The following is a 23,106-nucleotide window of genomic DNA, read 5'->3' as shown; positions in this document are numbered from 1 at the left end:
GCTTATGTGTATTGCATAAAACCTTTGATAGCCTCGTATTCCCAAGCTACCCAAGCGGCCTACAACAGGCCGTGCTTGTGCATCCAGGCCACACGCGTTTTTTCGCGGAGGTAGGTCTCTGCGGCGTAGCTCTGGTAGTCCACCGGGCTCTTGTAATTGGGCTGTTGGTTGAGCTGCTCCATCACCCGCTTGCCTGCGGGCGAGAGCAAGGCCTGGTGGAATGCGCCACTGAGCTGGGCCACGCGTGCGGGGTCCATGCCCTTGGGGCCGGCTACGCCATAGGGTGAGTCGATGTAGACGTTGACGCCCGACTCTTTGAGCGTGGGCAGATCAGGAAACTGCGGCACGCGCTGGGCGGTGAGCATCACCAGATAGCGCATCTTGCCGGCCGTGATGTGGGGCACGGCCACGCCGGACAGCGGCGAGGCGTCGATATGCCCGCCCAGGACGGCGGTCACCACATCGGCATCGCCCTTGTAGGGCACCATATTCACCTTGACACCGGCAGCGGCCATGGCCTCTTCCATGCCAATGCGCGGGGTGCTGAGGGCGCCGCCGGTGGCACCGATGTTGATGGCACCGGGCCGCTTCTTGGCGTCTGCCACCAGATCGGCCCAGGTCTTCCACGGAGCATCGTGGCGCACGGCCAGTCCAAAGCTGTAGTCCGACAACAGGGCGATGTAGCTGAAGCTGGTGTTGGGGTCGAAAGGCACCTTGTTGATATAGGGCTCGCGGTAGACCGATGCCGGCAGCACGCCCAGGGTGTAGCCATCGGGGGCGGCGCGGGTCAGCGCGGCGGCGGCCGTCACGCCGTTGGCGCCGGGGCGGCTGTCTATCAGCACCGGCTGCCCCAGGATTTCCCCCACCTCCTCGGCCAGCACGCGCAGATGCTGGTCGGTAGGGCCTCCCGGCGCATAGGGCTGAATCAGCGTGATGGGCTTGGTGGGGTAGGCCGTGGAAGCCCGAGCCGGCGCACTGAAAGCGGCCGCCCAAGGCGCCAGGGCCATACAGCCCAGCCCCCGCACAAAACTGCGTTTATCCATGGTGTTGTCTCCTGATGGGAATAGACCCTGCCCCTGTCTCGGGGCTTGGGGTGAGAGCGCCGCCGCTGGCAGGCAGCGGCGCATGCAGCGCAAGAAAGCGGGCAGGAAAGCCGCGCCGGCTCAGGCCAGCCAGCCCGCCGGAATCTCGCTGTCCTGCAAAGGGTCGCGCGGCAGCACGCGGTGCACCAGCACCAGCTGCGCCCAGCGCATGCGTTCGGCACTGCGCATCTGTGAGGCCTCCCAGGCCATGGCGATGGCGGTGAAGCTGTGGTAGAGGCTTGAAGCCGCCGTGCGCGCCAGACGCTCGCCCTCGGGGCCTGCTTCTACGGCCGACTGCGCAAAGCGGCCGGCGCGCTCCAGCGCGTCCTGCAACACGGCCTTGAAGGCCGGAGCGGCCTCGGTATCGTTGATCTCGGCCAGCAGCTGGGCCGCATGGGCCTGCAGCACCGGCAGCGATCCCTCGCGGCGTATGGCGCGCAGCACGTCCAGGGCCACGATGTTGCTGGTGCCTTCCCAGATGCTGCCCAGGTGGGCATCACGCACCAGGCGCGGGTCGCTCCATTCCTCGATATAGCCGCAGCCGCCGCGCACCTCCATGGCGTCGCCGGTGACCATGCGGGCGTCGCGGCAGGCGCGGAACTTGATCAGCGGCGTGAGTATGCGCAGCAGGGCGTAGCCGCCCTCCTCGCCTGCGTCCGAGCGCTGCAGCGCTGCCGCGGTCTGCAGCACCATGGTGCGGGCCTGCTCGGCGCGTATGCGCAGCTTGTCGAGCTGGCGCTGCATCAGCGGCATGTCCTGCAGCGCCTTGCCAAAGGCATGGCGTTCGCTGGCGATGAACTCGGCCTCAGCTACGGCGCGGCGCATCAGGCCGGCTGCACGCACGCCGTTGGACAGGCGCGAGTTGTTCACCATATCGGCCATTTGCACAAAGCCCCGGCCCTGCTCGCCCACCAGATAGGCCACCGCGCCCTCCATGCGGATCTCGCCGCTGGCCATGGAGCGGGTGCCCAGTTTTTCCTTCAGGCGCACGATGCGGTAGTGGTTGTGGCTGCCGTCGTCCAGCTGGCGCGGCAGCAGAAACAGCGAGATGCCCTTCATGCCGGCGGGCGCACCCTCGACCCGGGCCAGCACCATGGCAAAGGCCGCGTCGGGGTTGGAGCAAAACCATTTCTCGCCCGTCAGGCGCCAGCTGCCATCGGCCTGGGGGGTGGCCATGGTCTGGGTGTTGGCAATGTCCGATCCGGCAGCCTGTTCGGTCATGAACATGGCGCCCTGGGCCTGGTCTTCAAAGTCCACGGCCGTCAGCTGGCCCCAGTATTTGTCCACCAGTTCGGGCGCACCGTATTTGCGCAGCGTGCGGCTGAGCGAATCGGTCATGGACAGCGGGCAGCACAGGCCAAACTCGGCCTGCACAAACAAATAGGTCAGCGCGTATTTGGCCAGCGGCGGCAGCTTGCCCTGCCAGCCCAGCACGCCTTCACGGTGCGACATGATGGCCAGGCTGAAGTCGCCATAGGCCACACGCTCCATCTCCACATAGGCCGGGTGCTTGACGATGCGCTGCGCGTCCTGGCCACTGCGGCTGCGGTATTCCAGCGTGGGCGGGTTCTTGTCGGCGGTCAGGGCCAGCTCATCCAGCCGGCCACCTGCCAGCTGCCCCATGTGGGTGAGATAGGGCTGCAGATGGGCGTAGACCTCGGCCGGCAGGTATTGCTGCAGCAAGAGCGCGAACTGCGTATCGCCGGTGTAGAGATTGCTGCCGTGGCGGTCTGGCACCGGGTGATCCAAAGAGGCTGTCGAGGCTGCGGCGGCAGCCAGCGCGGTATCGAGCAGAGGGCGCATATTCATCATCACTCCTATCAGGCGCTGTTCGCCTGGGTCTGACATGCATCAAATTCTGCGAAGCAATACCATTCGTGTCGAATATTATTAAGCTATTCATCCATAGCTATTACGAATATATAAACCTAGGGAAAACGCCATGGAAATGCGCCAGTTGCACTACTTTGTGGTGCTGTCCGAGGAGCTGCACTTCAGCCGCGCCGCGCAGCGGCTGCACATCTCGCAGCCGCCGCTGAGCGTGGCCATACAGCAGTTGGAAGCCCAGCTCGAGGCCCAGCTGTTTCAGCGCAGCAGCAAGGAGGTGCGGCTGACCGCCGCCGGCCAGCATCTGCTGGTGCAGGCGCGCGATATTCTGGAGCGCAGCCGCCGCGCTGCCATGGACACGCGCGCCGTGGCCCAGGGCATGGCCGGTTGTTTGCGCCTGGGCTTTGTGGGCTCCAGCATGTACCGCGGCCTGCCCGAGGCCCTGGCCCAGTTGCAGCAGCAACACCCCCAGGTGCGCGTGGACCTGCACGAGCTCAACAGTGCCGAACAGGTGGGCGCGCTGCAGCAGGGCAAGCTGGACCTGGGGCTGATGCACACCATGGCCGTACCCACGGGGCTGAAGGCCCAGACCTTGCTGCGCGAGCCTTTTATGGTCTGCCTGCCCGAGGGCCACCCGCTGACCAGCCAGGCCCGCGTGGCCGTGGCCAGCCTGGCCACGGAGCGCATGGTGTTGTTCTCCGGCGCGGTATCGCCCGAGTATTTCCGCAGCATCCGTGGCCTGTGCCAGCGCGCCGGCTTTGAGCCCGAGCTGCGCCACGAGGTGCGCCACTGGCTGTCCGTGCTGTCGCTGGTGGGCTGCGGCCAGGGCGTGTCCATCGTCCCGGCCTGCCTGCAGCGCGTGGGCATGCCGGGCCTGGTGTTCCGCCCGCTGCGCCAGGCCGCAGCGCATTCCGAGCTGCAGGCCATGTGGCGGCCCGTGCCCGAGCAGCCCCTGGCGGCCGCCCTGGTGCAACTGCTGCAGGCGCAAATGACCTCCGCCGCGCACCAGCCCACCCCCATGCCTGCAGCCTGAGCCTGGGTCTCCACGGGGCTAGGCCATGGCTTTCGGCCCGCGATGCTCGAGCAGGCCATGCAGAAAATCGAACTCCCGCTTCACCATGTCCATGCCGATGGGCACTCCTTGTTGCGGGTCATGTTCGATGATGAGGTAGGGAATATGTTGGCGCAGCGCCTGCGCCACAATAGGTCGGTAGTCGATCACCCCCAGACCGAGTTCCGCGAAATGCGAGGCCGCGGCCTGGTCCAGCGTGGTGGAGCGCCCAATCACGTCGACGTTCTTGATATGCAGCGAGCTGAAGCGCCCCGCATGGTTTTTGAGATAGGTGACGGCATCTTTTCCTGCAAAGTCGATCCACGCGCAATCGAGCTGGAATTTGACGTAGCGCGGCTCCGTCTCGCGCAGCAGCACGTCATAGCCGCAAACCCCGGCGCCCAGGTCGCGAAACTCGAAATTGTGGTTGTGATAGGCATAGGACAGGCCTGCGCGCTGCGCCGCTTCACCTATGCGGTTGGCACGGGCGGCGATGCGCTGGTAGTCGCTGACGGTGGCGGAGTCAATCAGGGGCAGCGCACTCAAGGTCGACCGCGCCGTCGGCGGCAGCACGGAGCTGGCCACCTGCAGAACGCCAAGCTCATGCGCCATGTCGAACGCCGGGGATGGGTCTTCCTGGCTCGCGAAGTCCAGGTGCGCACACCGTATCTGCAGGCCCGCCTGGACTGCGGCGCGGCGCAGGGCCGATGGCGCCAGCGTGGCGTACGCGATGGCCTCGACCTCGCTATAGCCAAACCCCGCCAGCTGCGCCAGCACGGCCTCCGGCACCCTCTCGACGGCCTTGCCCAGCGTGAAAAGCTGTAGCCCTATGGGCCGGGCTGCAGGGCTCGGGCTTTTGGCAGCCCAGCCAGGCAATCCCAGGGCAATACCTGTCATGGCAGCAGCACTTTGCTGGAGAAATTGACGACGCTCTCGGTGCATGGTGGATATCTCCTGAATGGAATGAAACACAGCCGGCAGGCAGATGCCCTGGCCTCCCCCGGCATCTGGGAGTTCGAGATTGCGGGGTGCATGGCTATGCCGCCGCCAGCAGCCCCTGGAGGAAATCGAATTCCCGCTTCACCATGTCCATGCCGATCTGCACACCCTCGCGCGGGTCATGTTCGATGGTGAGGTAGGGAATGTTCTGCTGCAGCGCCTGCGCAAGAATGGGGCGGTAATCAATCGCGCCCTGTCCCAGCTCGGTGATGTGCAAGAGCGCCGCGCCATCGTGCAGCGTCGAGCGGGTGACGGCATCGATGTTCTTGATGTGCAACGAGCTGAAGCGCCCCGCATGGCGTTTCAGATAGACCGCGGCGTCACGGCCCGCCAAGCTGATCCACGCGCAATCGAGCTGGAATTTGACGTAGCGCGGCTCCGTCTCGCGCAGCAGCACGTCGTAGCCGCAAATGCCCCCACCCAGATCGCGAAACTCGAAGTTATGGTTGTGGTAGGCATAGGACAGGCCCACGCGCTGCGCCGCTTCGCCAATGCGGTTGGCCCGCTCCGCCATGCGCTGGTAGTCGCTGGTCTTGCAGGCATCCGTGGTGCGCAAAAAACTGGTGACTTCCTGCGGCTCCGGTGGCAGCACCGAGCTGGCCACCTGGAGGGCACCCATGTCATGTGCGATATCGAACTCGGCGGACAAATCCTCTCGGTTTGCCGCGTCCAGCCGGGCGCAGCGCAGCAGCAAGCCCGCCTTCTGCGCCGCATGGCGCACGGCCGACGGTGCCAGGCGTGCATATTTGCCCGCCTCGACCTCGCGATAGCCGAAGGCCACCAACTGCGCGAATACGGCGTCGGGGTCCTTCTCCACCGCCCGGCTGATGGAGTAGAGCTGCATGCCTATGGGCCTGCCTGGGTGCAGCTTGCAGCGGGTGGCAGCCCAGCCTGGCAGCCCGACGGCCAAAGCGGCCGCCGCGGCAGCGCTTTGCAGGAGAAAGTGGCGACGCGCACGGTGCATGGATCATGTCTCCTGGATGAAATGAAAGCCTCGCGGCACCTGGGTGCCCCACTCCCCGACCACCACCTTCAGGGTGGTGACTTCACTGGCAGCATCCCAGCGCTTGCGTCCCCGCCGGTGCGCTCAGCCCGCAATGCCCACCCATTGCCCGTTCTGGCGATGGCTGGCCAACACGGCATCGATAAAGCGGTGGCCCGCCAGCCCGTCCTCGATCGTGGGCATGTCCTGCGATGCAGCGGAAGGCGTGCGGCCTTGCTGCTGCGCCCGGATCAGCTCCGCCGCATCGGTATAGAGCTGGGCAAAAGCTTCCTGGTAGCCCTGGGGATGCCCGGCGGGCACCCGGCTGGCATGGCGCGCCGCAGCGCTGTCCACCCGCCCCCGCCGCAGGCGCTGGGCCGTACCGCCCACGGGGGTGAACCAGAGCTCGTCCGGTTGCTCCTGATCGAATGCCAGCCCGGCCTGGCTGCCGAAAACGCGCAGCCGCAGTGCGTTCTCGCATCCCGCTGCCACCTGGCTGGCCCACAGCAGGCCCCGGGCGCCGCAGGCATAGCGCAGCATCATCTGCGCGTGGTCGTCGAGCTGACGGCCCGGCACAAAGCTGCACAGCTCGGCACTGAGCTGCGATGGTTTCATGCCCGTCACAAAAGCCGCCAGTTGGTAGGCATGGGTGCCTATATCGCCCAGGCAGCCCGTGGGGCCGCTGCGTGCCGGGTCCAGGCGCCAGCCGGCCTGCTTGTGCTCGCTACCCGGTGCTATGGGCTGGCTCAGCCAGTCCTGCTGGTACTCGACCTGCACCAGCCGCAGCGCACCCAGCGCACCCTCGCGCACCATGGCGCGGGCATGGCGCACCATGGCGTAGCCCGCATAGGGATGGGTCAGCGCAAACACCCGGCCGCGTTGGCTGGCCAGTGCGGCCAATGCTTCGCCCTCTTGCAGCGACAACGCCAGCGGCTTGTCGCAAATCACATGCATGCCGGCTTCCAGAAATGCCGTGGCCACCGGCGCATGGAGGTCATTGGGCGTGGCGATGGCCACCACCTCGATGCCATCGGCCCGGGCGGCTTCCGCCCTGGCCATTTCGCGGTAATCGGCATAGCTGCGCTCGGGCGCCAGCCCCAGGGCGGCCGCGCTGCGGGCGGCTCTTTGCGCATCGCTGGACAGCGCGGCCGCCACCAATTCGTAATGAGCATCCAGCCTCGCGGCCGTGCGGTGCACGGCGCCGATAAAGGCGCCTTCACCGCCGCCCACCATGCCCAGTCTGAGTTTGCGCGTCATTGGGGGCGCTCTCCTGGCATGCTGTGGGGAGCGGCTGCTTCGCCCAAACCCAGCAGGCCGCGGGTCTGCGCGCTGCTGATGCCGCTGCCCGCGAAATCATCGAAGACATGGTCTGCGACGGGAATCAGATGGCGGCGAATAAAGGCGGCCCCTTCGCGCGCGCCCTGCTGCGGGTGCTTGAGCGCGCACTCCCACTCCAGCACCGCCCACCCTGGGTAGCCATATTGGGTGAGCTTGGAAAAGATGGCGCCAAAATCGATCTGCCCATCGCCCAGCGAGCGAAAGCGCCCGGCGCGCTCCACCCAGCTGCTGTAGCCGCCATACACGCCCTGCCTGCCCGTGGGGCGGAACTCGGCGTCCTTGACGTGGAAGGCCTTGATGCGTGCGTGGTAGATGTCGATAAAGGCCAGGTAGTCCAGCTGCTGCAGCACAAAGTGGCTGGGGTCGTAGAGGATGCAGGCGCGCGGATGCCCATGCACCGCAACCAGAAAGCGCTCGAACGTCACACCGTCGTGCAGGTCCTCGCCCGGATGCAACTCGTAGCAGACATCCACGCCCGCGGTGTCAAAAGCATCCAGAATCGGCCGCCAGCGCCGCGCCAGCTCATCAAAAGCCTGCTCCACCAGCCCCGCCGACCGCTGCGGCCAGGGGTAGACATAGGGCCAGGCCAGCGCCCCGGAAAACGTGGCATGGGCCTTGAGCCCCAGATTGTGCGAAGCGCGTGCCGCCAGCAGCAACTGCTCCATGGCCCAGGCCGTACGCGCCTGGCTATTTCCCCGCACATGGACCGGCGCAAAGCCGTCAAACAGCGCGTCATAGGCCGGGTGCACGGCCACCAGCTGCCCTTGCAAATGCGTGGACAACTCGGTGATGGCCACGCCGGCATCGTCAGCCTGGCGGCGCAAGTCATCGCAATAGGCCGTGCTGGCCGCCGCCAGCTCCAGATCGATCAAGCGGGCATCGGCGGGCAGTTGCACCCCCTCGTAGCCCAGCTCGCCGGCCCAGCAAGCCATATTGGCAAAACTATCAAAAGGCGGCTCATGCCCCATGAACTGCGCCAGAAAAATCGCCGGTCCCTTGATGGTCTTCATCCCTATGCATCCTGTTGAAGGCAATTTGAGTTCACCGCTTCCCCGTTATCCATGGCGCTGTGCTTTGCCAGGCAGCCCCTCACCCCCACCCTCTCCCCTAAGGGGCGAGGGAGCAGAGCCAAGAGCGCTGCACACGAAACTGGCACAGCCCCATACCAGGGCACCGCGCAAGGGCCGCCCCGCCGCGCTGGTGCCGTCCCCCTCCCTCGCGCAGCGAGAGAGAGGGGTGAAGCCGCGCAGCGGCTCAGGGGGTGCTACATCTCAAAACGGCGAATCCGGAAAATAAAACTGCCGGGCGTTGTCCTTGGTGATCAATACCGAAGGCACGATGGTGGTGGCCGGCAGGCTTTGGCCCGCCAGCCTGGCCTCGGCCGTGAGCCGGATGGCGTCGTAGATGAACTTGGGCGAGTAGCTGACATCGGCCGTGATGCGCTTGTCACTGCCATCCATGATGGTCTTGACCATATGCTTGGCCCCGGCACCGCCGAACACCAGGCGTATGTCTTCACGCTTGGCCTGCTGTATGGCCTTGAGCACGCCCACGGTCATGTCGTCATCGGCCGCCCAGACCGCATCGATATGCTTGAAGCGGGTCAGATAGTCCTGCATGACCTTGAAGGCATCGTCGCGGTTCCAGTTGCCGTATTTCGCATCCAGCAGCTTGATGCCGGGTGACTTGGCCAGGGCGGTGTTGAAGGCATTCATGCGCTCGTTGTCCAGCTCGGTAGCAATACCGCGCAGGGCGACGATCTCCCCTTTCCCACCCAGCTCCTTGGCGATGTAGTTCGCCGCCACGCTCCCGAATGCCTGGTTGTCGCCGGCCACATAGGCATCTTGCACGCTGGTGTCGGTCAGGCCCCGGTCCACCACCGTGATGTAGACGCCTTTGCGCTTGACCTCGGCCACCGGGCGCGTGAGCGCACCGGATTCAAAAGGAAAGATGACCAGCGCATTGATACGGTTCACCCCGGCCAGATCCTGCAACTGGTTCGCCTGCTCCGAGGCATTGGCCGAGGTCTTGATGGTGATGACCAGGTTTTTGTGTTTTTTCTCCAGCTCGGTCTTGGCCCGGTTGGCCCAGTAACCGATGCCGCCCATAAAGCTGTGCGTGGCCGCCGGAATGGAGACGCCGAGCCGGACCTCGGCCTCCGCGAGCGCGGACAGCGGAGCAATCACCGCCCACAAAAACATGGCAAGTCGTGTGGCAACCGTCATAAATGCCTCCTTGGTTGAAATGAAGTCACTGCAAAAAAACCGGTGCGCTATGGCGCAGAAAGCGGACGTGTGACCCTGGCCTGCTAGGGCGAGCCCAGCGGGGCGAGAAGCCCCCTCACCCCACCCTCTCCCCAAGGGGCGAGGGAGCAAGACCAGGGCACACCAAACTGACGCGCCACCTGCCCACGAGCGCATGGATGCCATGTACCCATCGGAGATGGCTTGGATCTCACACAACTGACGTGGCCCCAATCAGGGCCTGATGCAAAAAACTGGCGTGGGCCCATGCTAGGGCGCCGCGCAAGGGCCGCCCCGCCGCGCTCGCAGCGTCCCCCTGCCCGCATCGCCGTGCGATGCGAGAGCATGGATCCCATGTGCCCATCAGAGATGGCCTAGATCTCACACAACTGACGTGGCCCCAATCAGGGCCTGATGCAAAAAACTGGCGCGGGCCCATGCCAGGGCGCCGCGCAAGGGCCGCCCCGCCGCGCTGGTGCCGTCCCCCTCCGGCACGCAGTGCCAGAGAGGGGGAAGACGCGAAGCGGCTCAGGGGGTGTCCCATCTCACCGCCTCTGCAACAACGCGACAACGATGATGGCCACGCCCTGCACGGCCGCGTTCAGGTAGACGCTGATGATGCTGGTCAGGTTCAGGATGTTGCTGATCACCGACAGCACGATGGCGCCTATGACCGTGCCCGTCATGGTGCCGCTGCCGCCCTTGAGCGCCGTGCCGCCCACGATGACGGCGGTGATGGCCTCCAGCTCCCACAGCAGGCCCGTGGTGGGAGAGGCCGACCCCAGACGCGGCACATACAGCAGCGTGGCAATGCCCACGCAAACGCCCAGCAGCACATAGGTGGTGATCTTGACCCGCACCACATCAACGGCGGCGTAACGCGCCACCTGTTCATTCGAGCCCACGGCCTGCACATAGCGGCCATAGGGCGTGCGTCCCAAGATCACACCACCCACCAGCGCCACGAGGATGAACACCCACACCGGCACGGGAATGCCGGCGATGCTTCCGTAGTACACCGGGGCATAGACGCTCAGCAAGCTGTCATCCAAAGAGAGCGCGCCGCCATTCGACAAATAGGTCAGTACCGCGCGGAAGATGCCCAGCGTGCCCAGGGTCACGATGAAGGGCTCGACATGCCCCTTGGTGATCAAAAGGCCATGGGCCAGCCCGCACAAAGCGCCCATGACCACGGCCAGCGCGGCGCCCAGAGCCACGCTCAGCAGCGCAGAGTCCAGCCAGGGCGCGACCGCGTTGATGCACCAGATGACGCAGCCCGCAATGAGCGCGGCCATGGAGCCCACCGACAGATCGATGCCGCCCGTGGTGATGACAAAGCACATGCCCACGGCAATGATGCCGATGAAGGCCGTGCGCGACAGCACATTCAGCAGGTTCTCCAGGCTGGCGAAATCGCTGTTGAGCCAGGACCCGGCCAGGCACAGCAGCCCCAGCCCCAGCGCGGGGCCCAGCTTATGCCACTGGCGGGCAAGAGGGATCCGGTTGCTGCGGGTGCTTGTCCCGGCTGCTGGCGCAGCCTGTGTCAGGGTCGGCGACGGTTCCTGTTGCATGGCCTATCAACTCCTCTTCGGTCAGATGGTGGGCATCCAGCGTGGCCGCGCAGCGACCGGCACGCATGACCACCACGCGGTGGCACAGGCCGATCAGCTCAACCAGTTCGGAAGAAATCACGATGACGGCCAGCCCGGCGCAGGCCAGCTCGTGGATCAGAAAATAAATATCCCGCTTGGCACCCACATCGACGCCGCGTGTGGGCTCATCCAGCACGACGACCTTGGGGCATGGCTGCAGCACCTTGGCCAGTGCCAGCTTTTGCTGGTTGCCGCCCGAAAGCGCTCCTGCCTTCACATCCAGCGAACGGCTGCGGATACCGTATTGGTTGATGGCCTCCTCCAGCGCCGCCTTTTCGGAAGCGGGCTGCAACCAGGGCCTGGCGTGCTGCTGCAGCGCCATCAGCGTCAGGTTTTGCGACAGCCCCAGCTCCAGGTGCAAGCCCTTGCCTTTGCGGTCTTCGCTCAGATAACCCAGGCCGCTTTGCACGGCTTCTCTCGGATTGCGCCAGCCCTTGCCATGCAGCAGGCGCTTGCCCTGCATCACCACCTCGCCATGGGCAGGCCGCAGGCCCAGCAGGCCCTCGAACAATTCGGTACGGCCCGCGCCCACCAGCCCGGCAAAGCCCAGCACCTCCCCGGCGCGCACCGCAAACCCAGCCTCCAGGACCCGGCCCAGGACTGTGAAATCACGCACCGAGAGCATGACGGGGGCATCGTCCGGAATCACATTGCGTGGGGGGTAGAGGTCTGCAAGTTCGCGTCCCACCATCAAATGGGCCATCTGCGCACGCGTCAAGGCGCAGGTAGGGGCCCGCGCCACCAGGCAACCGTCGCGCATGACGATGACGTCGTCGGTGATGCGCTCGATCTCTTGGAGCTTGTGCGAGATGTAGACCATGGTCACCCCGTCTGCGCGCAGCCGCTCTATCAGCTGAAACAGGCGCTGGGCTTCATTGGGGGTCAGCGATGCAGTGGGCTCGTCCAGGATGAGCAGGCGCACGCGCCGCGACAGCGCCTTGGCAATCTCCACCATCTGCTTTTCGGCCACCTGCAAATCCCCCACCCGGGTCTTGGGTGACAGCTGCAGGCCGATCTGCGCCAGCGCATCGGCGGCCGCACGTTCCATGACGGCCTCGTCCAGCAGCCAGCCACGCTTGAGCTCGTGGCCCAGAAAAATATTCTGGGCAATGCTCAGGTCATCGGCCAGATTGAACTCCTGGTGGATGAGCACAATGCCCAGCGCCTCGGCATCGCGGGAGCTGGCAAAGCGCTGCGCCTGCCCGTTGACCAGCACGCTGCCGGAGGTCGCGGCTTCATAGCCCGCCAGAATTTTCATCAGCGTGGATTTGCCCGCGCCGTTTTCACCCAGAAGCCCGTGCACGCGGCCAGCGTCCAGCACAAAGCTCACCCCGCGCAGCACACGCACGGCGCCGAATGCCTTGACGACATCGACAAACTCCACGCCAAGAGATGGTGCCGCGTTCATGGGCGCAGACGCCCCGACTTGAGCAGCTCTTGCATGGCCAGCACGCCCGCACCCGTGATACCTCCCGTATCGCCCAAAGAGGTGTACTGCACATGCAGATTGCGGGTGGAAAGCGCCAGCGAGCGCTGGTAGATGCTTTGCCGCACGGCCGCGAGAAACAAGGGCCCGATGGTGACGATGCTGCCCGTCAAAAAAACATGCGAGGGGTTGAAGAAGTTGACGACCGAGGCCAGCATCTGGCCGACCAGCATGCCGGAGCGCTGGATGATGCGGTTGGCCACCACATCGCCTTCGCGGCTGGCCGCTCCCACAGCGGCCAGGTCCAGCGCCCCTTCCTTGCCGGCATGGCGCTGCAACGCCTCGCTGTCACCGCGCTCCATGGCTTCCTGGGCCAGGCGCTCCACGGCCGGACGGGCGGCCATGGCCTCCACACAGCCCACGTTGCCGCAATGGCAGCGCGGCCCGTTGATATCCACACAGATATGGCCCACATCGCCTGCCGACCCTGTGGCGCCACGGTAGATCTTGCCTTCGCAAACGATGCCGCAGCCTATGCCGGTGCCCACCTTGACGACCAAAAAATTGGAGACGCTGCGGTGCAGCTGCCGCAGCTCGCCGATGGCCCGGATGTTCATATCGTTATCGACAAACACCGGCGCGCTGAAGCTGTCGCGCATGAAGTCCCGAATGGAGAAGTCGCCCCAGCCCGGCATCAGCGGCGGGTTGACCAGCTGCGCGCTTTCCATGTTCACCGGCCCGGGAACGCCTATGCCTATGGCCAGCACATCGCTCGCCTTTTTTCCTCGGCGCTCCAGCAGCGTCAAGGCCAAGGTTCTGGCCCGCGCCAGCACCACCGTAGGGCCCTGCTGCGCATCGCGGACATCCACCTCCTCGCTGTGCAGTGCCAATATAGACATATTCGGCGTCAACACCGCGACCGACATGCTGGTCGCGCCGATATCAATGGCCAGCAGCACGCCCAAGGTGTCCGAGATACGCAGCATCTCGGCAGGCCGGCCCGTGCCGTGCAACACATGCCCCACTTCCGCCACCAGGCCCTGGGCAATCAGCGCTGCCACCACGGTGTTGGCCTTGCTCTTCGACTGTCTAAGCCGCAGGGCAAGTTCATTGCGGGATGCGGCCTTGGACCAGAACAGCGACTCCAGCACAAGTTGCTCGCCTGCGGCAAGAGAGGACCAGGAATCCAAGGGGAAGTCTCCAATATGGTTCTTTAGGCAAATATCCGCCTCGCGAGGTCGTGGCGGCAAGATCGAAGTTCGACCCAATTCAGGCCGAATTCCCGCCAGGCAATGCGCCGCAGCAGCAGCCCCTTCCGGGGCCATGGCGGCCCGCTCGGGCGAACGAGCCGCCGGACACTAGCGCCCCTTGCCCGACTCCTGCTGCAGCTTTGTCACGCAACGTAGACGCTACAAACCGTCTTCGGTACGGCAAGCTGTGTGCAGGCTGATCCGCTGTACATCCCACGGGGAACTGGGCAATACAACCGGTTTCAAAACACCGACGCTAAACCACGCCCCCTGGTCGACACGCCACTGGTCGTGCATCGCGTGCGACCAAGCAAAGCAGGCACACATCTGGGTATAGCGCCAAGTCAATGCGTGGCGCATTCCATCTGCAGCGCTCTAGCAATGCAGTGCACTGGATCGTTCTCTGGCAAGCGTGTTGTGTATTTCATGTCTGCAACTACATCGCAAAAAACGGGAAGCACGTCATGTGCGTTCCCCTTACAGTGCGTTCTTCCAAGCACACCAAACGTGTGAGATTTAGGGCGCTCTCCAAGCTGAAATTCGGCAACGCGTGGCGGATATGCAAACCCTGTTTTGCCTGGATCACATGCTTCCCCCTGCTTCTTCACAAACCCTCGTTTTTCTCCAACACCAGCCATGCCACTCGCCAGTCTGATCCGCCTGCTGCTGCTGGCCGCCCTGTGGGGCGGCAGCTATCTGTCCATGCGCATTGCCGTGCCCGCGCTGGGCGCCCTGCCCACGGCCGGCGCCCGGGTGCTGCTGGGTGCCCTGGGCCTGGCCCTGCTGGTGGGGCTGCAGCGCGTGCCCCTGCGTTTTGACGGCAAGGGCCGTGCCGCGCTGGCGCTGGGCCTGGTCAATTCCGGCGTTCCCTTTGCCATGTATGCCCTGGCCGCCCAGGTGCTGCCGGCGGGCTATAGCGCCATCCTCAACGCCATGACGCCGCTGATGGGTGTGCTGCTGGGCAGCCTGTTCTTTGGCGAGCGCGCCACGGCCAGCAAGCTGCTGGGACTGTGCATGGGCCTGGCCGGCGTGGCCGTGCTGATGCGCACCGGCCCGCTGCCGCTGGATGCGGCCGCACTCTGGGCCGTGGCCGCCTGCCTGGTGGCCACGCTGTGCTATGGGCTGGCGGGCTATCTGACCCAGCGCTGGATAGGCCAGCGCGGCGGTCTGGACAGCCGCCTGGTGGCCCTGGGCAGCCAGTGCGGCGCCGTGGCCATGCTGCTGCCGCTGGCTGCCGGCTCGCTGTGGCTGCAGCCTTTGCCGCTGGCCGCGCTGACGCCCACCGTGGCCATCGCCTTGCTGGCCCTGGGCCTGCTGTGCACGGCCTGGGCCTATGTGCTGTATTTCCGCTTGATTGCCGATGTGGGCGCGCTGAAGGCGCTGACCGTGACCTTTTTGATCCCGCTGTTTGGCGTGCTCTGGGGTTGGCTGCTGCTGGGCGAGGCCGTGGGCTGGGCCCATGTGGCCGGCGGCGGGCTGATCGCGTTGGCGCTGTGGTTGGTTCTCAGACCAAGCACCCCCTGAGGCGCTTTGCGCCTTCACCCCTCTTTAGGCGCTGCGCGCCGGAGGGGGACGGCACCAGCGCGGCGGGGCGGCCCTTGCGCGGTGCCCTGGCATGGGTCGCGCCAGTTTTTGCGTGCAGCGACCTGATGAAACGCCTGTATTGCGCGAAGTTACCCCTTGGGCACGGGGATGTCCCAAACATGAACATGACCTGGCGCAGAAGCATTGCACAAACCAAGGCATGAACAACGCGGTCGGGGGATGGCTCCGACGCTTGCGCTACAGTTTGCGCCCTGTGTCCTCTGCCTCCTCCTCACCCCTGAACCGCTACCAGCAACTGGCGGCGGAGATTGAAGCCTCCATACGCGACGGTGTGCTGCGCCCGGGCGATCGCCTGCCCTCGGTGCGCCAAAGCTGTGCCCAGCGCCAGGTCAGCCCGTCCACCGTGTTCCAGGCCTATTACCTGCTGGAAGCGCGTGGGCTGATCCGTGCGCGTGAGCGCTCGGGTTACTTTGTGGCCCAGGGCGGGCGCTTGGCGCCACCGGAGCCCGAAGCCCTGTCCCAGCCCGACAACGCATCGGTGCAGGTGGATGTGACGGAGCGCGTGTTTTCCGTGCTGCAGGCCAGCTTGCAGCAGGGCACGGTGCCGCTGGGCAGCGCCTTTCCCGGGCCGCAATGGTTTCCCTGGCACCGGCTGGCACGCGCTATGGTGGCCAGCACCCGGCAATCGGCCGAAGACCGGCCGGCACTGGATGACCTCACCCCCGGCCACCTGGGCCTGCGCCGCCAGATTGCACGGCGCTATCTGGCCGATGGCATGCCGCTGGCCGTGGATGACCTGGTCATCACCAATGGCGCGCTGGAGGCGCTAAACCTGTGCCTGGCCGCCGTCACCCGCCCCGGTGGCGCGGTGGTGGTGGAATCGCCCTGTTTTTACGCGGCCCTGCAGGCGCTGGAGCGCCTGGGCCTGCATGCCATCGAGGTGCCCACCCACCCGCGCGATGGCCTGGACCTGCAGGCGCTGGAGGCTGCCATCGCCCAATACCAGCCCCAGGCCGTGTGGCTGATGACCAATTTCCAGAACCCGCTGGGCAGCCTGATGCCCGCAACCCACAAGCAGGCCCTGGTAGAGCTGGTCACACGCCACCGCCTGCCCCTGGTCGAGGACGATGTGTATGGCGAGCTGTACTTTGCCCCCCAACGCCCCCTGCCCGCCAAGGCCTGGGACCGCGAGGGCTGGGTGCTGCACTGCAGCTCGTTTTCCAAATGCCTGGCGCCGGGCTGGCGCATAGGCTGGGCCGCAGCCGGGCGCTTTACCGCCGCCGTGGCACGCCACAAGCTCACCACCTCCATTGGCAGCAACGCCCCGGCCCAGGCCGCCCTGGCCCAGTACCTGGAAGGTGTGGGCTACGACAAGCATTTGCGCCATCTGCGCCACGGCCTGGCACTGCAGCGCGACCGCATGGCCGAGGCCATTGCCCGCCACTTCCCCGCCGGCACCCGCGCCACCCGGCCAGAAGGCGGCTATTTTCTGTGGCTGGAGCTGCCCGCAGGCTGCGACGCCTGGGCCCTGTACCAGCGCGCGCTGCAGCAGGGCATCAGCCTGGCGCCCGGCGCCATGTTCAGCGCCAGCCCGGCTTTTGCCCATTGCCTGCGGTTGAACTATGGGATGGCGTGGAGCCCCGCCATAGACACTGCGCTCCAACAACTGGGGCAGTGGTGCTGTGAGATGACAGCACCCGCCTCGGCCTGAAAAAATTCACCACGGAATTGCGAGGCGGAGTGCCGGCAGGAGCGGGCCTAGGCAGTGCAGCGGGCGCAGAACGGCACCCCACAACGGCCAGACAGTGCTTCAGGCGCGGCGCGTGCCCGCAGACAGTATGCGTATACGGCAAGGGCAGGCAACAAAGCCTCAAGCGCTGTATGGCCGCCTTCAAACGAGCTGCCCATGAAGCCGCAAGGCTTCTCAGAAGAAGGAAATAAAAAAAACGGTCTGACTAAGCAGACCGTAAAGGATGGCAGCGGAAAGCTGCCAGCAACACAAGGGATACAGGAGCCTTAAACAGGCGCCTTTGTTGGGCTAGCGCGGCACCAGGAAGGTGGTCTTGGCGGCCACTTGCAGGGCCACATCGCCCTCGGCCTGGACATGGATGTGCACGGTATGCGAGCCGGCCGCCGCCACGCCATAGGGCGCCTGCAGGCGAACCACCACCCAGCGGTCCTGGGCAGCGTCCAGCCCCACATCGGTGTCGGAGGCCACACGTATGCCCTCCAGTCCGCTGGCACTCAGGCGAAAACGCTGGGGCTGCTCGGTGGCGTTGGCAATCTGCACGCGGTAGATGTTCTCGATCTGGCCGCCGGCCACGATGCGTGACAGCGTGCCCCGGTCGCGCACCACGTCCACCTGCAGCGGCGTGCGCTGGTAGAGGCTGACCACCATGGCCACGCTGATGGCCACCAGGCCCGTGGCATACAGCAGCACACGGGGGCGGGCAATGCGCCGCCAGGTCTGGGCCGCACGCCAGCCGCCGGCCAGGGCTTTTTGCGTGGTCAGGCGAATCAGACCACGCGGGTACTGCATCTTGTCCATCACGTTGTTGCAGGCGTCGATGCACAGACCGCAGCCTATGCACTCGTACTGCAGGCCGTTGCGGATATCAATGCCCACGGGGCAGACCTGCACGCACAGCCCGCAGTCGATGCAGTCGCCCAGGCCCTGGGCATGGTGGTCCACCCCCTTGGCGCGCGGGGCACGGCCTTTTTCGCCTTCACCGCGGGCGCTGTCGTAGCTGACCACCAGGGTGTCGCTGTCCATCATGGCGCTTTGAAAACGCGCATAAGGGCACATGTATTTGCAGACCTGCTCGCGCAAAAAACCGGCGTTGCCATAGGTGGCCGTGGCGTAGAACAGCGCCCAGAACATCTGCCAGGGGCCGACAAAGCTGGCCAGGTCCACCACCAGCGTGCGGATGGGCACAAAGTAGCCCACAAAGGTCACGCCGGTCCACAGCGCCACCAGCACCCACAGCAAATGCTTGCTGCCGCGCTTGAGGATTTTCTCGGCCGTCCAGCCGCTGCCATCCAGGCGCAGGCGGGCGCTACGGTCGCCTTCGGTGCGGCGCTCAATCCACATGAACAGCTCGGTATAGACGGTCTGCGGGCAGCTGAAGCCGCACCACAGCCGCCCTGCCACGGTGGTGAACAGGAACAGCGCCAGCGCGCTGATGATCAACAGCACCGCCAGGTAGATGAAGTCCTGGGGCACCAGCAACCAGCCAAAGATGTAGAAACGCCGCTGCTCCAGATCGAAGAGCAGGGCCTGGCGGCCGTGGATCTGCATCCAGGGCACGCCGTAGAAAAACAGCTGCGTGATCCACACCAGCGCCCAGCGCCAGTGCGCAAAGCGCCCGGTCACCGAGCGGGGCTGGACCTTCTGGCGCTTTTCGTAGAAGGACTCGCCTTCGGGCTCGGCCACATGGATGGGAATGGTTTTACGGGCAGCCGCCTTGCCGGAGGCATTGCGGGAGGAGTCGTGGGACGGTTTCATCGGGAGGTCAACACAGTCGTAGCTCTGAGGCCATGGAATGCAGCCGACTATGCGACGCCCGCCACTTCTTGCACAGAATCAGATAGGGGGCAGAAAGACCATATCAGATGAAATATTTTTACCAAGCACCAGATCAGTCACTGCAAAACAAGAGCTGGCTATGCTTTCTGCACAACGGTTTCAGGCAGTTTTATATCCACAACGCAGTGCCATCTTGCAGCAACTGCTCTCATTTTTATTTACGGCGGAGCGGCCTCAAGTTCTTTCCTCCGCTGCCGATAAGCACGATAAGCAGCCCTGCAAGCTGCACCGCAAAACATCCATCACCACAGGAGGAGACCATGGTCAGCACCACCAGCAGCCTTGCCGCACCCAATGTGTCCACAGCCAGCGCCAAGCCCGCCAGCAGCGAGCTGGAACAGGCCCAACGCAGCGCCGCCGCCAGCCGCGAAGGCCAGCGCACCCAGCGCAATGCGCAAATCCTGCAGGCGTCGATGGATGTGTCCATCTCGGCCGGCAACCAAAGCATGACGCTGCTCTACCGCGCCGCGGTGGACAAGCTCAACGAGGTGCTGGCCCCCGAGCTGGGCGAAGACGCCATCGCCAAGGCCCAGCAGCAGGACCAAAGCAGCGAAGCCGTGGCCGGGCGCATCGTCTCCCTGTCCACCGCCCTGTTCGACCGCTACGCCGCCAGATACCCGAACAAAGACCCCGAGACCCTGCTGCAGGACTTTGTGGCCACCATACGCAGCGGCTTTGAGCAAGGCTATGGCGAGGCCAAGGACATCCTGCAAGGCCTGGGCGTCTGGGGCGAGGCCGACAGCCCCGTGCGCAGCGCCGTGGAACGCACCTACAGCCTGGTGCACAAGGGCTTTGACGACTTTCTGCAGCAAAGGCTGGCGGCCCTGAAGGCGCCGCAGGACAGCGCCGGCGACACCGAAGGCAGCTCCGCCAAGACCGCAACGGCTTGAGCGCCGCTTCAACGCCCAAGCCCATGCCCCCAAGGGGCAGGCAAGCACCAAGGCTCCACAAGGGGCCTTTTCTCATTGCGGCGGTCTTGCTCCCATCGGCCTCACCCTCAAAACCCACCACAGGCAGTCAAGTTGAGTGCATAGGGCAAAACATTGACTGGATTTGCCAACTTCCAAAATCCATGCGCCCCTAGAATTTTGGGCAATGTGCTGGCTTGCGCCACACAGCCCATTCCCCCATGTTCCCCCCACACAGAGGTCAGAACTTCACATGCAACTCAGCAGCCACAGCTTCCAGGACGGCCAGGCGATTCCCGGCGAATTTGCCTTCGCCGTGCCCGATGCTTCCTCCCATATTGCGCTGTCATCCAACCGCAATCCCCACCTGGCATGGAGCGGTGCGCCTGCGGGCACCCAGTCATTTGTCATCGTCTGCCATGACCCCGACGTGCCCAGCCGCGGCGATGACGTGAACCAGGAAGGCCGCGTCGTGCCTGCCGATCTGCCACGCGTCGACTTCTTTCACTGGCTGCTGCTCGACATTCCCGCCAGCACCACCCAGATCGAGGCCGGCGCGCATTCGAGCGGAGTGACACCCTCTGGCAAACCCGGCCCAAGCACCGGCCAGGGTCTGCGCCACGGCATCAACGACTACACCGCCTGGTTTGCGGGCGATGCACAGATGCAGGGCGAATACTATGGCTATGACGGCCCCTGCCCACCCTGGAACGACATGCTGGTGCACCGCTACATTTTCACGGTCTACGCGCTGGCCACTCCCACGCTGGCCGTAGAAGGCCCGCTGACAGGCCCCCGTGTGCGGGCCGCACTGGCCGCTGCCCCTGTGCTGGGACAAGCCAGCTTGACCGGCCTGTATCGCCTCAACCCCTCCCTACCTCTTTGAGCGGTGAGCAGGCCCAGCACCATCACCGCATTACCGCAGCAAAGCGCCCAGGCCCCGGCAGGGGCCGGCGCCCACTGGTTGCTGCCCTCTGCGGCGCCGGTGCTGCGGCAGGGCCTGTGCGCTCTGGCCCAGCCCTGCCTGGCACAGGCCCAGCACACGCCACGGTTTCTGTTTCACGACGCCACCGTGCTGCTGGTTGCAGCGGGACGGCTCGATGTCGACGCTGGCGTCAGCCAGCTTTCGGTGGATGCGCCCACATCGCTGCTGCTGATCGAGCCAGGGACATGTGCCGATCTGCAAAAAACACCGGGTGGCGCCGAGCAACGCTTTCGCTCGGTTTTCCTGACGCTCTCCAGCACACTGCTGGAGGCATTCCACCAGGCACATCAGCAGACGCATGGCGCACGCACACAGAACAGCAGCCAGCCCGTGCCCTATCAGCAGCCCCTGCTGGATGATGAGCTGGCGTCCACATTCCGGCGGGTGGTCGACAGCGTGAACATCCAGCGTGTGAGCGATGCACGCCTGCAGCACCGGCTCATGGATTTCCTCCTGCTGCTCGCCGAGCGCGGCCATGGCTTTCAAGATGCCAGACAACGCGGCACTGCGGGGCGCTTGCGCACCTTGATGGGGGAAGCACCCGAGCAGCGCTGGACAGCACATGCCGCAGGGCAGGCCCTTGCCATGAGCGAAGCCACATTGCGACGCCGCCTTGCCGGCGAGGGCGTGCGCTTTGAGCACTTGCTGGCCGACATCCGCATGCACCACGCCATGATGCTGCTCCAGACCACTGCCTGGAGCATTCCCCGCATTGCACAGGCCTGCGGCTACCAATCCCGTGCGCGCTTCGCCGAGCGATTCCGCACACGCTTTGGCTACCTGCCCTCCGCCGTCCGCTGACACCTGGGCAGCAACGCATAGGCCGGTGGTCGCAACATGCAGGCATAGCAGGCCACCACGGTGACTTTAGGCCGCCCACACCGACTGCGCCTGCGGCGTCTGCTGGCAATACACCACCAGATCGGCAATGGCCAGCAACGGCAGCCCATGGGCGCAGGCATAGTCCAGCACCTGTTGGCCACGCGTCATGCTGCCATCAGGGTTCATCAGCTCGCACAACACCCCCATGGGCCGCAGACCGGCCAGCGCGGCCAGGCAGACCGAGCCTTCGGTATGCCCCTGGCGCGCCAGCACGCCACCCGGGTGGGCACGCAGGGGGAACACATGACCGGGGCGCACCAGATCTTCGGGCTTGGCGTCCGGGGCAATGGCGGCCTGTATGGTGATCAGCCGGTCACGCGCGCTCACGCCGGTGCTCACGCCCTGGCGGGCCTCGATGGTGACTGTGAAGGCCGTGCTGAATGCGCTTTCGTTGTGCTGCACCATCTGCGGCAGTTGCAGCTGCTGCACAGTCGCATCGGTCAGACACAGGCAGACAATGCCGCTGCCGTCACGTATGAGCTGGGCCATGGTCTGCTCGGTCAGGCGCTCGGCCGCCAGGATCAGATCGGCCTCGTTCTCGCGGTCGTAGTCGTCCATCAGCACCACAGGCACGCCGTTGCGCACGGCCTGTAATGCGGCATGCACGCGCTCGCGCACGGCCACGACATCGGAAGAAGGCTCGGGGAATGCGGGCGGCTGGCGCTCCGCGATCGGGGTTTCAAACATGCAAACGCTCCTCAATAAAAGGTGGAGAAGACGTTTTCGGGGCACGCAGCAAGGCACGCGCGCCAGGGCAAGGCCGCAGCCCTCCCCCGCGCAGCGCGCGCTTTGCCCATCTTCTTTCATCCGGACTGTGACCGTCGGCTCTGGAGTGGTGCCAGATCTGCTGACCTCCCGGCGTGAAGCCGGGAGCGCTCGCGGGCTTGCGAGGGCCCAGCGGTGTGCACCGCAGCCTCGCCTACCGCCGGTGGGGAATTGCACCCCGCCCTGAAGACGTGTTGGCATGGGCCAACTCCGCCATTCTAGGGAGGCCAGCGCCTTGCCTGCGCGCCAGCATTTGAGGCGGATCAAGCAAGCCCGCCCCAGACGCCCCCGTTACAGCACATCCGTTGCGAAATGCTGCACCACCTCAGTCAAATCCTGGGCCAGATACGAAAGAGTGTGGGCCTGCTCGAAATGCAGCCTAAACGCAGCTTCGTCATCAAAGCGCTCCCACAGCACAAAGCGGGAAGATGTTGCGCTGTCGTGGTGCACGACAAAGATCGAGCAGCCAGGCTCCAGCAGTGTCTTTTCGGCCAGCACCTTTAAAGCCAGGCAAGCCTCATCAAGACGGGCCAGATCTTTGAGCCGCAGTTCAGCCGTTACGTAATAACCGGAGTGGAACATGGG

At 65.2% G+C, this 23,106-nt stretch carries 19 protein-coding genes and 1 riboswitch; of the genes, 6 read left to right on the top strand and 13 right to left on the bottom strand.

Features of this window, described 5'->3' with window-relative positions; translation table 11 throughout:
• Positions 1–59: 59 nt before the first annotated feature.
• On the bottom strand, positions 60–1,043 hold the full coding sequence (locus ACA027_RS07250) for a tripartite tricarboxylate transporter substrate binding protein (protein ID WP_370681729.1): 984 nt from the start codon (positions 1,041–1,043) through the stop codon (positions 60–62).
• 120 nt (positions 1,044–1,163) lie between these two features.
• Complete coding sequence (locus ACA027_RS07245; RefSeq protein WP_370682532.1) at positions 1,164–2,885, bottom strand: acyl-CoA dehydrogenase family protein; 1,722 nt, start codon at positions 2,883–2,885, stop codon at positions 1,164–1,166.
• Positions 2,886–3,024: 139 nt separating this feature from the next.
• Between ACA027_RS07245 and ACA027_RS07240 the strand changes: the two genes are divergently transcribed.
• Positions 3,025–3,942: a LysR substrate-binding domain-containing protein gene (locus ACA027_RS07240; RefSeq protein ID WP_370681728.1), complete on the top strand. Its 918-nt coding sequence runs from the start codon at positions 3,025–3,027 to the stop codon at positions 3,940–3,942.
• Positions 3,943–3,960: 18 nt separating this feature from the next.
• Here ACA027_RS07240 and ACA027_RS07235 read toward each other — a convergent pair whose 3' ends face one another.
• From ACA027_RS07235 to ACA027_RS07200, 8 genes are all read right to left on the bottom strand, one after another.
• The gene (locus tag ACA027_RS07235) at positions 3,961–4,857 is read right to left on the bottom strand and encodes a sugar phosphate isomerase/epimerase family protein (RefSeq protein WP_370681727.1); all 897 of its coding nucleotides are present in this window, start codon (positions 4,855–4,857) and stop codon (positions 3,961–3,963) included.
• Between the two features lie 139 nt (positions 4,858–4,996).
• A complete protein-coding gene (locus ACA027_RS07230) occupies positions 4,997–5,923 on the bottom strand; it encodes a sugar phosphate isomerase/epimerase family protein (protein WP_370681726.1) in 927 nt (308 codons plus the stop codon).
• 123 nt (positions 5,924–6,046) lie between these two features.
• A complete protein-coding gene (locus tag ACA027_RS07225) occupies positions 6,047–7,198 on the bottom strand; it encodes a Gfo/Idh/MocA family protein (RefSeq protein ID WP_370681725.1) in 1,152 nt (383 codons plus the stop codon).
• Positions 7,195–8,289, bottom strand: coding sequence for a sugar phosphate isomerase/epimerase family protein (locus ACA027_RS07220; protein ID WP_370681724.1), 1,095 nt, complete (start codon positions 8,287–8,289; stop codon positions 7,195–7,197). Before ACA027_RS07220 ends, ACA027_RS07225 begins: the two co-directional genes overlap by 4 nt.
• 261 nt (positions 8,290–8,550) lie before the next feature.
• Positions 8,551–9,504, bottom strand: coding sequence for a substrate-binding domain-containing protein (locus tag ACA027_RS07215; RefSeq protein WP_370681723.1), 954 nt, complete (start codon positions 9,502–9,504; stop codon positions 8,551–8,553).
• 563 nt (positions 9,505–10,067) lie between these two features.
• Positions 10,068–11,093 carry an ABC transporter permease gene (locus ACA027_RS07210; RefSeq protein ID WP_370681722.1) on the bottom strand — a complete coding sequence of 342 codons (1,026 nt, stop codon included), beginning with the start codon at positions 11,091–11,093 and terminating at the stop codon, positions 10,068–10,070.
• Positions 10,996–12,582 carry a sugar ABC transporter ATP-binding protein gene (locus ACA027_RS07205; RefSeq protein WP_370681721.1) on the bottom strand — a complete coding sequence of 529 codons (1,587 nt, stop codon included), beginning with the start codon at positions 12,580–12,582 and terminating at the stop codon, positions 10,996–10,998. The genes ACA027_RS07210 and ACA027_RS07205 overlap by 98 nt, the downstream gene beginning before the upstream one ends.
• The gene (locus ACA027_RS07200) at positions 12,579–13,790 is read right to left on the bottom strand and encodes an ROK family protein (protein WP_370681720.1); all 1,212 of its coding nucleotides are present in this window, start codon (positions 13,788–13,790) and stop codon (positions 12,579–12,581) included. Before ACA027_RS07200 ends, ACA027_RS07205 begins: the two co-directional genes overlap by 4 nt.
• A gap of 696 nt (positions 13,791–14,486) precedes the next feature.
• Here ACA027_RS07200 and ACA027_RS07195 point away from each other — a divergent pair.
• A complete protein-coding gene (locus ACA027_RS07195) occupies positions 14,487–15,374 on the top strand; it encodes a DMT family transporter (RefSeq protein ID WP_370681719.1) in 888 nt (295 codons plus the stop codon).
• A 298-nt stretch (positions 15,375–15,672) separates the two neighbouring features.
• Positions 15,673–17,106 (top strand): PLP-dependent aminotransferase family protein, encoded by a 1,434-nt coding sequence (locus ACA027_RS07190; protein ID WP_370682531.1) that lies wholly within the window; start codon positions 15,673–15,675, stop codon positions 17,104–17,106.
• Between the two features lie 327 nt (positions 17,107–17,433).
• On the opposite strand, the gene ccoG is transcribed toward ACA027_RS07190, so the two are convergent.
• Positions 17,434–18,900, bottom strand: a complete 1,467-nt coding sequence (gene ccoG, locus ACA027_RS07185; RefSeq protein WP_370681718.1) for a cytochrome c oxidase accessory protein CcoG — start codon at positions 18,898–18,900, stop codon at positions 17,434–17,436.
• Between the two features lie 341 nt (positions 18,901–19,241).
• On the opposite strand from ccoG, the gene ACA027_RS07180 reads away from it, so the two are divergent.
• The 3 genes from ACA027_RS07180 (at position 19,242) to ACA027_RS07170 (ending at position 21,675) form a co-directional block, all read left to right on the top strand.
• Positions 19,242–19,871 (top strand): DUF5610 domain-containing protein, encoded by a 630-nt coding sequence (locus ACA027_RS07180; RefSeq protein WP_370681717.1) that lies wholly within the window; start codon positions 19,242–19,244, stop codon positions 19,869–19,871.
• 271 nt (positions 19,872–20,142) lie between these two features.
• Positions 20,143–20,775, top strand: a complete 633-nt coding sequence (locus ACA027_RS07175; protein WP_370681716.1) for a YbhB/YbcL family Raf kinase inhibitor-like protein — start codon at positions 20,143–20,145, stop codon at positions 20,773–20,775.
• A gap of 3 nt (positions 20,776–20,778) precedes the next feature.
• On the top strand, positions 20,779–21,675 hold the full coding sequence (locus tag ACA027_RS07170) for a helix-turn-helix transcriptional regulator (protein ID WP_370681715.1): 897 nt from the start codon (positions 20,779–20,781) through the stop codon (positions 21,673–21,675).
• Between the two features lie 66 nt (positions 21,676–21,741).
• Here ACA027_RS07170 and ribB read toward each other — a convergent pair whose 3' ends face one another.
• The gene (gene ribB / locus ACA027_RS07165) at positions 21,742–22,443 is read right to left on the bottom strand and encodes a 3,4-dihydroxy-2-butanone-4-phosphate synthase (protein WP_370681714.1); all 702 of its coding nucleotides are present in this window, start codon (positions 22,441–22,443) and stop codon (positions 21,742–21,744) included.
• 104 nt (positions 22,444–22,547) lie between these two features.
• Positions 22,548–22,716: riboswitch (FMN riboswitch) on the bottom strand.
• 96 nt (positions 22,717–22,812) lie between these two features.
• The gene (locus ACA027_RS07160; protein ID WP_370681713.1) at positions 22,813–23,103 is read right to left on the bottom strand and encodes a putative quinol monooxygenase; all 291 of its coding nucleotides are present in this window, start codon (positions 23,101–23,103) and stop codon (positions 22,813–22,815) included.
• Positions 23,104–23,106: the final 3 nt, after the last annotated feature.

This window comes from Comamonas sp. GB3 AK4-5 (assembly GCF_041320665.1).
Taxonomy (GTDB): domain Bacteria; phylum Pseudomonadota; class Gammaproteobacteria; order Burkholderiales; family Burkholderiaceae_C; genus Comamonas.
The sequence above is the reverse complement of the archived record's forward strand: the minus strand, read 5'-3'. Positions and strand labels throughout refer to the sequence as shown.